This is a genomic window from Mesorhizobium sp. B3-1-6 (assembly GCF_006439555.1).
In the GTDB taxonomy this organism is placed as follows: Bacteria; Pseudomonadota; Alphaproteobacteria; order Rhizobiales; family Rhizobiaceae; genus Mesorhizobium.
In genome coordinates, this window is sequence record NZ_VFTM01000007.1 from 155,573 (window position 1) to 169,690 (window position 14,118).

13 protein-coding genes are annotated in these 14,118 nt (G+C 63.9%); 4 read left to right on the forward strand and 9 right to left on the reverse strand.

From position 1 onward, the window contains the following. Window positions 1-50 precede the first annotated feature (50 nt). Entirely contained in the window at window positions 51-2,696 is a 2,646-nt protein-coding gene (gene pepN / locus FJ414_RS09030; protein WP_140643591.1) for an aminopeptidase N, read from the reverse strand. A 214-nt stretch (window positions 2,697-2,910) separates the two neighbouring features. Between pepN and FJ414_RS09035 the strand changes: the two genes are divergently transcribed. Continuing rightward, window positions 2,911-3,858, forward strand: coding sequence for a DMT family transporter (locus tag FJ414_RS09035; RefSeq protein WP_140643678.1), 948 nt, complete (start codon window positions 2,911-2,913; stop codon window positions 3,856-3,858). A gap of 4 nt (window positions 3,859-3,862) precedes the next feature. Here the strand turns inward: FJ414_RS09035 and FJ414_RS09040 are convergent, their stop codons facing one another. The 3 genes from FJ414_RS09040 to FJ414_RS09050 form a co-directional block, all read right to left on the reverse strand. Continuing rightward, window positions 3,863-4,675 carry a helix-turn-helix transcriptional regulator gene (locus FJ414_RS09040; RefSeq protein WP_140643593.1) on the reverse strand — a complete coding sequence of 271 codons (813 nt, stop codon included), beginning with the start codon at window positions 4,673-4,675 and terminating at the stop codon, window positions 3,863-3,865. A gap of 90 nt (window positions 4,676-4,765) precedes the next feature. After that, window positions 4,766-5,692: a uracil-DNA glycosylase gene (locus tag FJ414_RS09045; protein WP_140643595.1), complete on the reverse strand. Its 927-nt coding sequence runs from the start codon at window positions 5,690-5,692 to the stop codon at window positions 4,766-4,768. A 267-nt stretch (window positions 5,693-5,959) separates the two neighbouring features. After that, window positions 5,960-6,598 carry a hypothetical protein gene (locus FJ414_RS09050; RefSeq protein WP_140643597.1) on the reverse strand — a complete coding sequence of 213 codons (639 nt, stop codon included), beginning with the start codon at window positions 6,596-6,598 and terminating at the stop codon, window positions 5,960-5,962. 251 nt (window positions 6,599-6,849) lie between these two features. Between FJ414_RS09050 and FJ414_RS09055 the strand changes: the two genes are divergently transcribed. Then, window positions 6,850-8,529: an electron transfer flavoprotein-ubiquinone oxidoreductase gene (locus tag FJ414_RS09055; RefSeq protein WP_140643599.1), complete on the forward strand. Its 1,680-nt coding sequence runs from the start codon at window positions 6,850-6,852 to the stop codon at window positions 8,527-8,529. Window positions 8,530-8,604: 75 nt separating this feature from the next. Continuing rightward, the gene (locus FJ414_RS09060) at window positions 8,605-9,201 is read left to right on the forward strand and encodes a DUF922 domain-containing protein (RefSeq protein ID WP_140643601.1); all 597 of its coding nucleotides are present in this window, start codon (window positions 8,605-8,607) and stop codon (window positions 9,199-9,201) included. A 30-nt stretch (window positions 9,202-9,231) separates the two neighbouring features. Here FJ414_RS09060 and FJ414_RS09065 read toward each other — a convergent pair whose 3' ends face one another. The 5 genes from FJ414_RS09065 to FJ414_RS09080 form a co-directional block, all read right to left on the reverse strand. Next, window positions 9,232-10,242: an endonuclease/exonuclease/phosphatase family protein gene (locus tag FJ414_RS09065; RefSeq protein WP_181181573.1), complete on the reverse strand. Its 1,011-nt coding sequence runs from the start codon at window positions 10,240-10,242 to the stop codon at window positions 9,232-9,234. Between the two features lie 124 nt (window positions 10,243-10,366). Continuing rightward, window positions 10,367-11,824, reverse strand: coding sequence for an AMP nucleosidase (locus FJ414_RS09070; RefSeq protein ID WP_226892259.1), 1,458 nt, complete (start codon window positions 11,822-11,824; stop codon window positions 10,367-10,369). A 342-nt stretch (window positions 11,825-12,166) separates the two neighbouring features. Then, complete coding sequence (locus tag FJ414_RS09075; protein WP_140643608.1) at window positions 12,167-12,361, reverse strand: hypothetical protein; 195 nt, start codon at window positions 12,359-12,361, stop codon at window positions 12,167-12,169. 66 nt (window positions 12,362-12,427) lie between these two features. Then, window positions 12,428-12,562, reverse strand: a complete 135-nt coding sequence (locus tag FJ414_RS31980; RefSeq protein WP_281405795.1) for a hypothetical protein — start codon at window positions 12,560-12,562, stop codon at window positions 12,428-12,430. A 198-nt stretch (window positions 12,563-12,760) separates the two neighbouring features. Then, complete coding sequence (locus FJ414_RS09080; RefSeq protein WP_140643610.1) at window positions 12,761-13,102, reverse strand: DUF2147 domain-containing protein; 342 nt, start codon at window positions 13,100-13,102, stop codon at window positions 12,761-12,763. 439 nt (window positions 13,103-13,541) lie between these two features. On the opposite strand from FJ414_RS09080, the gene FJ414_RS09085 reads away from it, so the two are divergent. Next, window positions 13,542-13,808 carry a sel1 repeat family protein gene (locus FJ414_RS09085; RefSeq protein ID WP_027164869.1) on the forward strand — a complete coding sequence of 89 codons (267 nt, stop codon included), beginning with the start codon at window positions 13,542-13,544 and terminating at the stop codon, window positions 13,806-13,808. The last annotated feature ends 310 nt before the right edge of the window (window positions 13,809-14,118 follow it).

Genomic DNA, 14,118 nt, shown 5'->3' on the forward strand with positions numbered 1-14,118 from the left:
TGCCCTGCCGGCATCTCCCCCACGAGGACCCACCAGGGGGAGATCGCTAATTACGCCAGTGTCCGCTCCACGATATCGCGCAGATCCGCCGAAAGATTCTCGGTCTTCGCCATGTCGAGCAGCGCCTGCCTGGCCTTGGTCTGACGTCCAGGCTCCAGCGAGCGCCAGGACCTGAGCGCCGTCGCCAGCCGCGCGGCTACCTGCGGATTGCGCTTCTCCACCTCCAGTACCGTCTCGGCAAACAGGCGATAACCTTCGCCGTCGGGGCGGTGGAAGCCGGTCTGGTTGGCGCTGGAGAAGGTGCCGATCAGCGAACGCACCCGGTTCGGGTTGGCGATCGAGAAGGCTGGGTGCCGCATGAGATCACGCACTTTCTCGACGGTCTTTGCGCCCGGCACACCGGCCTGGATCTGGAACCATTTGTCGAGTACCAGCGCGTCGCCGCGATAGCGGGCCTCGAAGGCGGCCAGCGCCTCTTCGGCCTCGGCCGTGCCTGGATGGCGATGCGCCAGCACGGCGAGCGCTGCCGCACGGTCGGTCATGTTGGTGGCGGCGGTGAAGTGCCCTGCGGCGAGGCCCGCGCCGCCCGGCAGCAGCGAAAGATAGTCGAGCAGGATGTTGCGCAGCGCCCTGCGCCCGGCGCTCGCCGCGTCCGGGCTGAACGGACCCTTGTCGGCAAGGCTCTCATAGAGCGCCGGGAAGGCCTCGCGGTTTGCCTCGGCGATCATCCGCGCCATCGCCTCGCGCGCGGCAAAGATGGCGTCTGGGTCGATGCCCTTGCCGATGTCGCGGGCAATATCGGCTTCGCCGGGAAGCGACAGCGCGAGCGCCCGGTAGGCCGGCTCCAGCGACTCGTCGCCGGCGATCCTGCCGGCAAGCTCGGCAAGCCGCGCTGCAAACACCGGCTCCTTGCCGCCGAGGGTCTGGCGGAAGGCGGCGATCAGCGCATCGGTCAAGAGCGTGTTGAATGCCTGCCAGCGCGCGAAGGCGTCGCCGTCATGCGCCGCGAGGAAGAACTGGTCGTCGGCCTTCTGCTGCACCGAAAGCGTGATCGGCGCCGAGAAGCCGCGGTTGAGCGACACCGAAGGCCGTTGCGAAATACCCGAGAAGCGCACCGTGTGCCGACGTTTGCGGATATGGATGACACCGTCATCCACCATTGCGCCCTCGACGGCAGTCCAGGCGACGGGTTTGCCGTTGGCGCCGACCAGGCCGAAGGCCAGCGGGATATGCATCAGCCGCTTGCGGCTTTCCGACGGCGTCGGCGGCACCGACTGCTCGATCTCCAGGGTGAACTCCTTTGCCGCCGCATTGTGCGCGGAACTTACCGTCAGGTTCGGTGTGCCGGCCTGGTGATACCAAAGCGCGAATTGCGCGAGGTCTCTGCCGGAGACGTCCTCGAAGACTTTGAGGAAATCCTCGATGGTCGCCGCCTCGCCGTCATGCCGCTCGAAATAGAGGTCCATGCCGGCACGGAAGGTTTCCGGCCCAAGGATGGTGCGGATCATACGCACCACTTCCGAACCCTTCTCGTAGACGGTCGCGGTGTAGAAGTTGTTGATCTCGCGGTAGCGTCGCGGCCTGACCGGATGCGCCAGCGGCCCCTGGTCTTCCGGGAACTGGTGCGCGCGCAGCGTGCGCACCTCGGCGATGCGCTTAACCGACCGCGAGCGCTGGTCGGCGGAGAATTCGTGGTCGCGGTAAACCGTCAGCCCTTCCTTCAGGCAGAGCTGGAACCAGTCGCGGCAAGTGATTCTGTTGCCAGTCCAATTGTGGAAGTATTCATGCGCGATGATCGCCTCGATGTTGGCGAAGTCGGCATCGGTCGCGGTCTCCTCGTCGGCCAGCACATATTTGTCGTTGAAGACGTTGAGGCCCTTGTTCTCCATGGCGCCCATGTTGAAGTCGGAGACGGCGACGATATTGAAGACGTCGAGGTCGTATTCGCGGCCGAAGGCTTCCTCGTCCCATTTCATCGAGCGTTTCAGCGCGTCCATCGCATAGCCGGCAAGCTGCTCCTTGCCGGGCTCCACATAGATACCGAGCTCGACCTCCCGGCCGGACATGGTGGTGAAGCTGCCCGCCACCTTGCCGAGCGCGCCCGCCACCAGCGCGAAAAGGTAGGAGGGTTTGGGGAAGGGGTCGTGCCAGACCGCATAATGCCGGCCGCTGCCCAGCGTGCCACTCTCCACAGGATTGCCGTTCGAAAGCAGCAGCGGCGCCTCGTTGTGCGGCGCTTCGATGCGCACCGTGTAGACCGACAGGATATCGGGACGGTCGAGGAAATAGGTGATGCGGCGAAAGCCCTCGGCCTCGCATTGCGTGCAATAGACGTTGTTGGAGCGATAAAGGCCCATCAGCGCCTCGTTGCGCGAAGGCGCAATCTCCGTCTCCAGGCGCAACTCGAAACGCTGCGCCGCCGGCGGCTTCAGGATCGTCAGCCGGTCAGGCGTCGCCTCATAGTCGCTGGCCGGAAGCGCATGCCCGTCGACGGCAATGCCGAGCAACGTCAGCCCGTCGCCGTCGAGCACCAGCGGCGCCGAGGCGGCGACGCCCGCGCGCCGCTCGATCGTAAGCAGCGCGGTCACCTGGGTCGCGTCCGGCGACAGGCGGAAGTCGAGGCTGGTCCTCGGGATGAGATAGTCGCAGGGGCGATAGTCTTCGAGCTTGAAGACATGGCCGGTATCTGTGCGCATTCCTTAGGCTTTTCCTGTTGATTTCGGCCGGCCAGCCAGCTTGGCTGGTCCAAGAATTTTGAGGTGCGCGCTCTTTACACGAAACGGCCACTCGACAAAACTGCGGCATAGGTCGTGTTTCGCAATTCCGGACGGAAAACCGTTACACACTTTTCCTGGAATTGCTCTTGGCCTATTTCGCGGCTTCGTTTCCCGACTATCCTTACGAGGCAAGATGACCGTCGATCATGCCGTCGGCCACAACACGCTGCGCGGCATTACGCTGAAGATCGTCTCGGTGACGATCTTCGTCGGCATGCAGACCTGCATCAAGGCGGCCGGCGACGTGCCCGCGGGGCAGATCGTCTTCTTCCGCTCCTTCTTCGCCATCTTTCCGATCATCGCCTTCCTGGCCTTCAAGGGTGAATTGGCCACGGCATTCACGACGAGACGGCCGTTCAACCACGTCGCGCGCGGTGTGGTCGGCGTCGGCGCCATGGGGCTCGGCTTCTTCGCGCTGACCAGGCTGCCGCTGCCGGAAGCGATCACGCTGAACTACGCCCAGCCGCTGCTGGTCGTCGTGTTCTCCTCGATCTTCCTCGGCGAGACGATCCGCGTCTACCGCTGGAGCGCGGTCGCGGTCGGCCTTGCCGGCGTGCTGGTCATCTCCTGGCCCGAACTGACGCTGCTCAATTCCGATGAAGGCCTCGACGACCAGGAGGTGCTGGGCGTCATGGCCGCGCTGATCGCCGCCGCGATCTCGGCGGTCGCCATGCTTCTGGTGCGCAATCTCGTGCAGACGGAGAAGACGGCGACCATCGTGCTGTGGTTCTCCTCGACCGCTTCAGTGCTGTCGCTCTTCACGCTGCCCTTCGGCTGGCAGGCGCTGACGCCGATGCAGGCCGCGCTCCTCGTTGTCGCGGGCTTCTGCGGAGGGCTCGGCCAGATCCTGATGACGGCGGCCTACCGCCATGCCGAAGCCTCGGTCGTGGCGCCCTTCGAATACACCTCGATGATCCTCGGCGTCGTGGTCGGCTATTTCGTCTTCGGCGACGTGACCTCGCTGAACACCCTTGCGGGCGGCGTGATCGTGGTCGCCGCCGGTATCTTCATCATCTGGCGCGAGCGGCAACTGGGCCTGGAGCGCACGCGCATCAGGACGGTCACGCCGCCGCAGGGGTGAAGGCCTACGAAGCGGTCGCCGGCTCTTTTGCCAGCCGCGCCAGAACCGTTCGGGTCTGCTCGTCGGCCGGGAAAAAGGATTCGATCGCCAGTTCGGACAGCGTGACATCGAGCGGCGTACCGAACACGGTGATCGTGCTGATGAAGGAAAGCACGGCGTCGCCATGCGCAAGCCGCAGCGGATGCACGATGCCGCTCGGTTCGACCGGCGCCGGCCGGCTGCTCCTCAGGCCGGATGGATAGGTGCGCAATTCGCGCTCAAGCTCGATCAGCACCGGGTCGCCGGTGGCGTCGTTCTGGCGCTTCAGCCGCTCGATGAGATGCGCGCGCCACTCCGCCAGATTGACGATGCGCGGCGCCACGCCGCCCGGATGCAGGCTGAGCCTCAGCACATTGACCGGCGGCGCGAGAAGCGATGCTTCGGAGATGTCGGCGAGGAACGGAGCAATCGCGGTGTTTGCCGAAACGAGGTTCCAGTGCCGGTCCACCGCCAGCGCCGGGAAGGGTTCGTGGCCCTTGAGCACAGTCTCGACGGCGGCAAGCGCCGGTGCCAGTGTCGCATCGGTCAGCGGCTTTTCGCTGAAGCTCGGCGCGAAGCCGGCGGCAAGCAACAGTTGATTGCGTTGGCGCAGTGGAATCGACAGCTGCTCGGCCAGATGCAGCACCATGTCGCGCGAAGGCTGGGCCCGGCCGCTTTCGACGAAGGAGAGATGCCGCTGCGAGATATCGGCCTCCATGGCGAGGTCGAGCTGGCTCATGCGTCGCCGCGTGCGCCACTCGCGGATCAGGTTGCCGGCGGAAGCGTCGGATGTGGTCATAGGGTAGGACTAGGCTGTGGAGGGAGGGATTTCAATTACCTGGGAGGTTATTGGCTTCCCTTCTCCCACAAGGGGAGAAGGGGAAGATGTTCACGCCAACCCCCGCAACTTCGCCTTGACCTCGAGAAAATCCCGCCAGGCCAGCTTCTTGTGCGCCGGTGTCCTCAACAGATAGGCCGGATGCAGCGTCGGCATCGCCGGAATGGCTATGCCCGACGCCGTCGTGTGCACCCGCCAGTTGCCGCGCAGGCGCAGGATGCCCTCGGTCGTGTTGAGCAGCGTCTTGGCCGACGGACCGCCGAGATTGACCAGCACCTTGGGATTGACCAGTTCTATCTGCCTTTCGATGAACGGCCGGCAGATTTCAGTCTCGTGCGGTGTCGGCGTGCGGTTGCCCGGCGGCCGCCACGGAATGACGTTGGCGATATAGGCCGAGTTGCGGTCGAGGCCGATAGCGGCGAGCATACGGTCGAGCAGCCGGCCGGAGCGGCCGACAAAGGGCAGACCCTCGAGGTCCTCGTCTCGGCCCGGCGCCTCGCCGACCAACATAAGGTCGGCTTTCGGATTGCCGTCGGCGAAGACGAGGTTCTTGGCGGTGAATTTGAGATTACAGCCGTCGAAGCCGGCCATGTGCTGGCGCAGTTCCTCGAGCGTCGAGGCGCTTGCGGCCAGTTGCCGGGCAAGCAGCGCCTGCGCCTCGTCGGGAACGGTGGCGGCCGGCATGCGCGCCGGAGCGTCCGGAATATTGCGCGCGTCGAGGCCGGATGATGGCGTCGGTGGCTCTGGCGACTGGGGCCGCTCCGGGCCCCGCCCGGGTGCCGGGCGGCTCTCGGATTTGGGGTCGCGAGGCGGCGCGGCTGGCGTCCGCTCGGCAGCCCTGCGTTCGACCGACTTCGCAGCCGCTTCGGCAAACCGATTGACCGGCGCGTCTTCAAGCGCCTCGTCAACGCCGGCGCTGGCATAAAAGGCGAGCAGGTCGGCGATCTCGGCAGGTGTGCTGGGGGAGGCGGCAGTCATCGCGCCACCATCGTCCGCGCGGCGCCGATTTGCAAGGTTAAGCCACGCTCGCCTGTATTGGAGCATGTCGAGATTCAGGTCAGGCCGAATCGAAAATGGTGGTTTCCGAGAACCGGCCTACGCCGGCCGTAGCCTTCATAGGGCGCAGACACTTATGAGGGCTTCGGCCGGCGAAGGCCGGAGCGGAGCGTACTTTTCATACGTGAGCACCGGAAGCGCAGGAAACTGCCATTTGCAGGCCGGCATCACCTGAATATCGATATGCTTTCACCCAGTCGGTATGCGCGGATCCTGCACGATGTAAAATGTCCAGCGCGGCGTGTAGTCGGTGATCAGGAAGTCGAAGGTCGCCGTCTTGAGCGGGTCGACCTTGCCGTTCTTGAACAGCAGCTGGTCATAGGGTTCGAACCGGCGGTCGAAATCGGCGAAATTGCTCGACCAGATGTTGTCGGGCGTCTTGTTGCGCTGGTCGAAGGAAAGGCCGTCGCCGAACACGCTTGGCTGGTCGAGGATTTCCTGCAGCTCGAACTGGAATTCCACCCAGGGCAGGGCGCTGTTGTTGAGCACGTCGATGCGCATATACATCACGCCGTTGGCGACCTGGCCTGCCTTGCCGAATGGCTCGATCGGCTTGGTCGCGCGGATCGTCAGCGTCACCGGCGTCGCCGTGTTCAGTTCCTCCCTGATGATCAGCGGGTCTTCCTTGGTGCCGATGCCGGAAGCACCCGTGATGCGGAAGCCGCCCAGTTCGTCGGAGAAGGAATAGGCGCCGGTGGCCCAGACCTTCACCGGATCGGCCTCCGCCGGCACGGACAAAAAGAGGAGTGGAAGAACCGCGCGCCAGGCCATGCCCGGCGTGAAGAGTAAGCGCTTCGATGGAAAGCCGGCTGGCTCTGGACTGCGCATGGTGCGAAGTATTGCCGATAACCAAGCCGTCGAACAATTAAAAACATGCGGACGCGGCCTGGCCTTCCATCCGATTGGCGCTGGCCTATGCTTGGCCATGGCCTGCGCGGCGACCGTTTCGTAGGCAAAACCGCGACTTTTTGTCGAAATCGGCGTTGTCACGTCAGCGCCGGTTTCGCGTCGCGAATTGATGCGCTATGCAGCGCGTGAGCCAGCACAATGCGAAAACATGGCGAGCCAGTGAGGGGCCGATGAGCGAAATCGAACGCGAGAGCATGGAATTCGACGTGGTGATCGTCGGTGCGGGTCCCGCCGGCCTTGCCGCCGCGATCCGTCTGAAGCAGCTCAATCCGGACCTTTCCGTCGTCGTCCTGGAGAAGGGCGGCGAGGTCGGCGCCCATATCCTGTCGGGTGCGGTCGTCGATCCGATCGGCATCGACCGCCTGCTGCCCGGCTGGCGCGAGGAGGGCGATCATCCGTTCAAGACGCCTGTGACCGCGGACCATTTCCTGGTGCTTGGCCCTGCCGGCTCGTTCCGCCTGCCCAACTTCCTGATGCCGCCGCTGATGAACAACCACGGCAATTACATCGTTTCGCTGGGCAATGTCTGCCGCTGGCTCGCCACCAAGGCCGAGGCGCTGGGCGTCGAGATCTATCCGGGCTTCGCCGCGGCAAGCCTCGTCTACAACGACGCCGGCGCCGTCACCGGCGTCATCACCGGCGACATGGGCGTCGAGAAGGACGGCACGCACGGCCCGGCTTACGCGCCGGGCATGGCGCTGATGGGCAAATACGTGCTGATCGGCGAGGGCGCGCGCGGCTCGCTCGCCAAGCAGCTTATCGCCAAATACCAGCTTGCCGACGGCCGCGAGCCGGGCAAGTTCGGCATCGGCCTCAAGGAGCTCTGGCAGGTCAAGCCCGAGAACCACAAGCCGGGTCTTGTGCAGCATTCCTTCGGCTGGCCGCTCGACATGAAGACCGGCGGCGGCTCCTTCCTCTACCATCTCGAGGACAACCAGGTGGCGGTCGGCTTCGTCGTCCACCTCAACTACAAGAACCCCTATCTCTCACCCTTCGAGGAGTTCCAGCGCTTCAAGACGCATCCGGCAATCGCCGGCACCTTCCAGGGCGCCAAGCGCATCGGCTATGGCGCGCGCGCCATCACCGAGGGCGGCTGGCAGTCCGTGCCGAAGCTGTCCTTCCCGGGCGGCGTGCTGATGGGCTGCGCTGCCGGCTTCGTCAACGTGCCGCGCATCAAGGGTTCGCACAACGCGGTGCTCTCGGGCATGCTGGCGGCCGAGCATGTGGCCGAGGCGATTGCCGGAGGTCGTGCCAATGACGAGCTCGCTTCCTATGAGGAAGCCTGGCGCGGCACCGATATCGGCAAGGACCTGAAGAAGGTCCGCAACGTCAAGCCGCTCTGGTCGCGCTTCGGCACCATTGTCGGCGTCGGCATCGGCGGTCTCGACATGTGGCTGAACACGCTGTTCGGCTTCTCGCCCTTCGGAACCATGAAGCATGGCAAGGCCGACTATGCGACGCTCGAGCCGGCCTCCAAGCATCAGAAAATCGCCTATCCGAAGCCGGATGGCGTGCTGACCTTCGACCGGCTCTCCTCGGTGTTTCTTTCCAACACCAACCACGAGGAGAACGAGCCGACCCATCTGATCGTCGCCGACATGGCGCTGCAGCAGCGTTCCGAGCACGATGTCTTCGCCGGTCCCTCGACCCGCTACTGCCCCGCCGGCGTCTATGAATGGGTGGACAAGGACGGCAACGCCGCCGCCGATCCGGCGGCAAAGGACGTGCGCTTTGTCATCAACGCGCAGAACTGCGTGCACTGCAAGACCTGCGACATCAAGGATCCGAACCAGAACATCAACTGGGTGCCGCCACAAGGCGGTGAAGGCCCCGTCTACCAGGGCATGTGAGCCGCGCCTAACCGCCAAGACCGTTGAAGCCGCGCGCCGAGTATGGTCTGCTTCGCTCCGAACAAGGAGGCGGACATGCGGCGCATCAGCCTGGCAATTTTAGCTGCTGCCGGCGTGCTTTTGTCCGGGGCCGCGTCAGCAGGCACCAAGCTGACCGTTCATGTGCGCAGCTATGACGTCGCCGGCAGGACCGGCGCGGAACTGATCGAGGCGATGGATGGCCTCGGGCCGAGGCACGGCCATGCCACGCGCGCCATCGCCGAGACCGGCTATACCATGCATTGGAACCTCGACGTGAAACGGGACAATGGCATCTGCCGGCTGCGTCAGGCCACCGGCACGATCGACCTGACCTACACCTTTCCGCGCCGCACGTCCCCGTCCGGTCCGGTCCTGCGCAGGCGCTGGGATCGCTTCATGGCCGGCGTGCGCCAGCACGAGCATACCCATGGCCGCATCGCCAAGCAGATGATGCGGGCGACCGAGACGGCGCTCGCCGGGCTCGAGCGGCAGGACAACTGGTTCTGCACCGGTCTTCGCTGGGACGCCAGGCGCCGCATCGACACGATCTATGCCGACTACGAGGCCAGGCAGAACGCCTTCGACGCGCGCGAGCACCGCGACGGCGGCCATGTCGAGCAACTGGTCGACGCGTTGATAGGGAAGAACTGAACTTCAGTCCGTTCGCGTATCAGGAGGGCGTCAGCTGCGCGGCCCGTCCGGTGCGCCATTCGCCGCCAGCGCCGACTTGTGCTCGTCCTCGGGCGCGTTGCTGTCGGACCGCAGGGTGAATTCGACCAGCACAGGCAGATGGTCGGAGCCGGTGTCCTCCATTCGGACCGACGACAGGATCGTCACCCAGCCCTTGCTGAAAACCTGGTCGATCGGCAGGCCCGCATAGCGGCGCAGGACGTCGGGCAGCGTCCGGTGGATCCAGGTCGGACCGGCCGACGGCATCAGCGTCATGCCGCTGAGCCGCGCCACCCGCCGCACCGCCGCGCTCCACGGCACGGCGTTGCAGTCGCCGGCCATGATGGCGGTCTCGCCGAGCCTGGCCAGCGGTTCCGCCAGTTCGCCGATCTGCCAGTATTGCTCCTTCGGCCACGGCCAGCTGAGATGGATCGCGGCGACGTTGACCGGAATGCCGCCGAAATCGATCGTGGCGGTCGCCATCGCGCCGCGCGGCTCGCAACGCGGCGCGGTGCCGGCGGCGAAGGGACGGCGCGAAAGCAACGCGACGCCGAATATGCCGTTGGGATAGTCGCAAAGGATCCGATAGGGATAGGCGCTGGCAATATAGCCGATCTCCGTGGCCCACATCCCGGACACTTCGTCGAGCGTGATGACGTCCGGATTGGTCCGGCCGATCAGCGACAGCACCTTCTTAGGCGTCGGATTGTTGAAGCGCAGATTCATCTGCAGCAGGCTGTAGACGATCCTGTCGGCCGGCTTTGCGACCGCCTGCTGCGTCGACAATCTCGGCAGCGCGCTCGTCGTCGTGGCGAAGCAGGCGATGGCGAAGACCAGCGCGGCGACCGCCTGCAGCCGGTAGGGGCCGGCAAGCAGCGCCAGCGCGAGCAAGGCCGTCAGCACGCTCAGATGCATGCGGAAATGCGAGAAGGAATCGAAGGCCGGATGCAGCGCGCCGAAGAATCCAGCCAGCAGCGCGGCCGAGCATGCCATCATCGCCAGGAATGTCAGCTGAGCCATCATGCTCAAGCGCGCGCCGCCCGTCGTCATTTGCTCCAACCGCTCCGGCTATCCGTTCGGACCGCTTATCGGCCAAATTGCGGCCCGGGCAAGACGACGAATTGCCTCGCGGGTCAAAAGTTGGCGATTACTGGAACGCCGTTTCCGAAAAGCTTCTCAGCTTGCGCGAATGCAACCGCTCCATCGGCATCTCGGCCAGTTTCTCCATCGCCTTGATGCCGATGGTGAGATGCTGCGCCACCTGCCGCTTGTAGAACTCGGTCGCCATGCCGGGCAGCTTCAGCTCGCCATGCAGCGGCTTGTCGGAAACGCACAGCAACGTCCCGTAAGGCACGCGGAAGCGGAAGCCGTTGGCGGCGATGGTGGCCGATTCCATGTCGAGCGCGATGGCGCGCGACTGCGACAGGCGCTGCACCGGCCCGCGCTGGTCCCGCAGCTCCCAGTTGCGGTTGTCGATGGTGGCGACGGTGCCGGTGCGCATGATGCGCTTGAGGTCGTAGCCCGACAAACCGGTCACCTCGGCGACCGCTTCCTGCAGCGCCACCTGGATTTCGGCCAGGGGCGGGATCGGCACCCAGACCGGCAGGTCGTCATCCAGCACATGGTCCTCGCGCACATAGGCATGCGCCAGCACATAGTCGCCCAGCGCCTGCGTGTTGCGCAGGCCGGCGCAATGGCCGAGCATGACCCACGCATGCGGCCTCAGCACCGCGATATGGTCGGTGATGGTCTTGGCGTTGGATGGGCCGACGCCGATATTGACCATGGTGATGCCGCCATGGCCGGGCTTCTTCAGATGGTAGGCCGGCATCTGCGGCAGGCGCTGCGGCGGTGTGCCTTCCGATTCTGTTGCCCCGTTCCGGGTCACGACATTGCCGGGTTCGATGAATTCGACATAGCCGCTGTCGCCACTGGCCATCAGCTCGCGGGCCCGCGCCACGAATTCGTCGATGTAGAACTGGTAATTGGTGAACAGCACGAAATTCTGGAAATGCTGCGGGCTGGTCGCCGTGTAATGCGTCATGCGGTGCAGCGAATAATCGATGCGCTGCGCGGTGAACGGCGCCAGCGGCCGCGGCTCGCCGAACGCCACCTCGAACGTGCCGTTGGCGATCTGGTCGTCGGTGCCGTCGAGGTCCGGCACGTCGAACAGGTCGCGGATCGGCCGCTTGATGCGCTCGGCGGCCGCGCCGTCAACATAGGTGCCTTCCAGGAAGGCGAAATGCAGCGGGATTGGCGTGGTCGATTCCGACACCGTGACCGTCACGCCGTGATTGCGCATGATGAGCCTCAACTGCTCGATGAGATAATTCTCGAACAGTTGCGGCTGGGTGATCGTGGTGGCGAAATGCCCGGGCGTCGGCATATGGCCATAGGCCTGGCGCGAGTCGACCTGGCTGAACGAGGTCGTGGTGACGCCGATCTGCGGATAGAAGGCCCGGTAGCGCCTGCTCTCGTCGCCGCCCGCCGCCAGTGCGGCGAAGGAATCGCGTAGGAATTTGGTGTTGCGGTCGTAGAGCGTCTGCAGCGCCGCGACGGCCTTTTTTGCGTCGTGGAAACTCTGCTTGCCGAAAGGCTCCGGCATGACGACCGATTCGATGGCTTGGGGGTAGATTCGCTTTTCCATGGCTCAATATAGAGATTTGGAAGAGCGGTTGGGAGGGGTGAGCGGACAGGAACCGCGACCCAGCTGGAGATTTTTTGTTATCCATCCGATTCAAGGTGTGACGAGATTCAGGTCAGGCCCGAGTCGAGAAAGGTGGATTCCGAGAACCGGCCTACGCCGGCCGTAGCCTTCATAGGACGGAGACATTTATGAGGGCTTCGGCCGGCGAAGGCCGGAGCGGAGCCTACTTAAGATACGTGAGCACCGGAAGCGCAGGAAGCCGCCTTTCGCATGCCGGCCTCACCTGAATATCGACACACCTTATCCGCGCTGCAGGCTGATCAGCAGCACGAAGCCTACGCTGGTGTTCTTGTGCGGCGGTGCCTCGATCCTGTTGCCGGTGTCGGCGCGCATCATCGGCACGGCCAGCACTGGGGCGGCGAGCAGCATCAGGATGAGCGTCGCCCGTGGCAGCAGCCGAACGATCTTCATTGCATTATCGGCGATGCGGTTCATTTTGGTGGTCCCCGGTTTTCAGCTTGGTTCGATTTCCAGCTTGGTCGTTTCAGCGCTTGAATTGGTTCACGAAGCCGACAATGCAGGCACCGGCCGTTCCCACGAGCGAACAGGGTGGCCAGCCTCCGCCACCAGGATGGCGAAGAACATGCCGAACAGGCTCATCAGCAGGCAGACGAGGGTGAAGCGACGGGCAAGCATTTCTCTCTCCTTCAATGCGGGAGAAAATGCCTGACGGCCTCTGAACCGGTTCTGAGACCGGTATTCATCTGCGGTTCAAATTGATTGACGAGGTCTTGAACAGGTGCCGGTGGCGCAGCGCCGGTCCGGCGGAGCGCTGCCGCTCCAAAAGAAAGCGGGGCCGTTCGGCCCCGTTTCGGACGATCTGGAATCTGGCGATCAGAGCTTGTGCCAGGTCTGGCTCTTGCAGATCAGGCCGCCGAGCACGCAGCCGCTCATCTTGAGCGTCGTGCCCGTGAGCGTCGCCTTGCCGGAATAGGTCTTGTCGTTCGCCGGGTCGGTGATGTTGCCGGCATATTTGTTGTCGCCGGTCGCCTTCATCGAGCCGATCGTCTTGCCGGCATATTTGCCGGTCTTGAGCGTGATGGAGAACGAGCCGCCGCCGCCGATCGTCGCCGTCTCGCCGGATTGCGTCTTCCAACTGCCTTCGATCGGGTCGGCCCATGCGGCGCCCGCCATGATCAAGGTGGCCGCCAGGGCCAGGCTCATCTTTCGAAACATCTTGTCCTCCTCCCTATGGGGTTGCGGCGGGCTCCGGTCCGCCTTCCTGCCCCTTACGCAAAGGTGAAGCTAATCCAGCTCCCGCCAAAACAAAAGCGGTGCCGCCACGGAAGGTTGCAAGGATTTTCGCCGCGCGGATGACTGAAAATAAACGCGACCCGGAAAAACGCTTCGGTTTCCGTGGTTAGCGAAGTCTTGATTCCACTCGCGGCAATTTTCATCGAATTTGACGGAAAATGGCTGAAACGCTGGATTCCCATGCTTAATAGTTTTTCGCGTTTACCTCTTGTTTTAGCTTTGTTTTCCTCAAATTAAGCAAGCCATTTAACGACGGATTCAAGGCCAGCGGTCATCCTCGAAAGCATCGAAAGAGCGCCCCGCCCCAAGGGATACCAAGGGAAAAGGAGGCAGCTCTCGGGAGCCAGACAGGGGATTTGAAATGGCACGCTTTGAAATGCTTGAAGACGGCTTCGGCGCCATGGGGGCAACTGCCCAGGCCGACATTCTTTTCGAACTGGGAATGATGTATGCGACCGGCCGCGATTGCGAGACCGATGTCGTTGCCGCCCACAAATGGTTCAACATCGCCGCGATCAAGGGCTCGGCCCGCGCCGCCGAACTGCGCTCGGAGCTGTCGGCCACCATGTCGAAAGTCGAGATCGCCACGGCGCTGCGCGAAGCGCGCGAATGGATGACGATGCACTGATCCTCAGCGCGCGCAGCGCTCGGAAATTCATTGGGGCAAGGCCGCAAAAAGACGGCCGGTCAGGAAGAACGAGAACGCGGCAGGTTGAGACAACCGAAGCCACGCAAGAACAGGGAAGCGAGCGGGTTCAAGCGCGGGGGCGCCGGGGAAGCTCGATTGCAAAAAAAGCCGCGACCGGCCGGGACAAGGGCCGGCGCGGCTTTTTGCATTACGCTTGGTAATCAGGCGTGTGGCCCAAGAAATCCTCGCCCAAATGAACCAAAACCTTCCGCATTGTGCTCTCGACAGTTTCGGCGAAGGGTGAAATTGT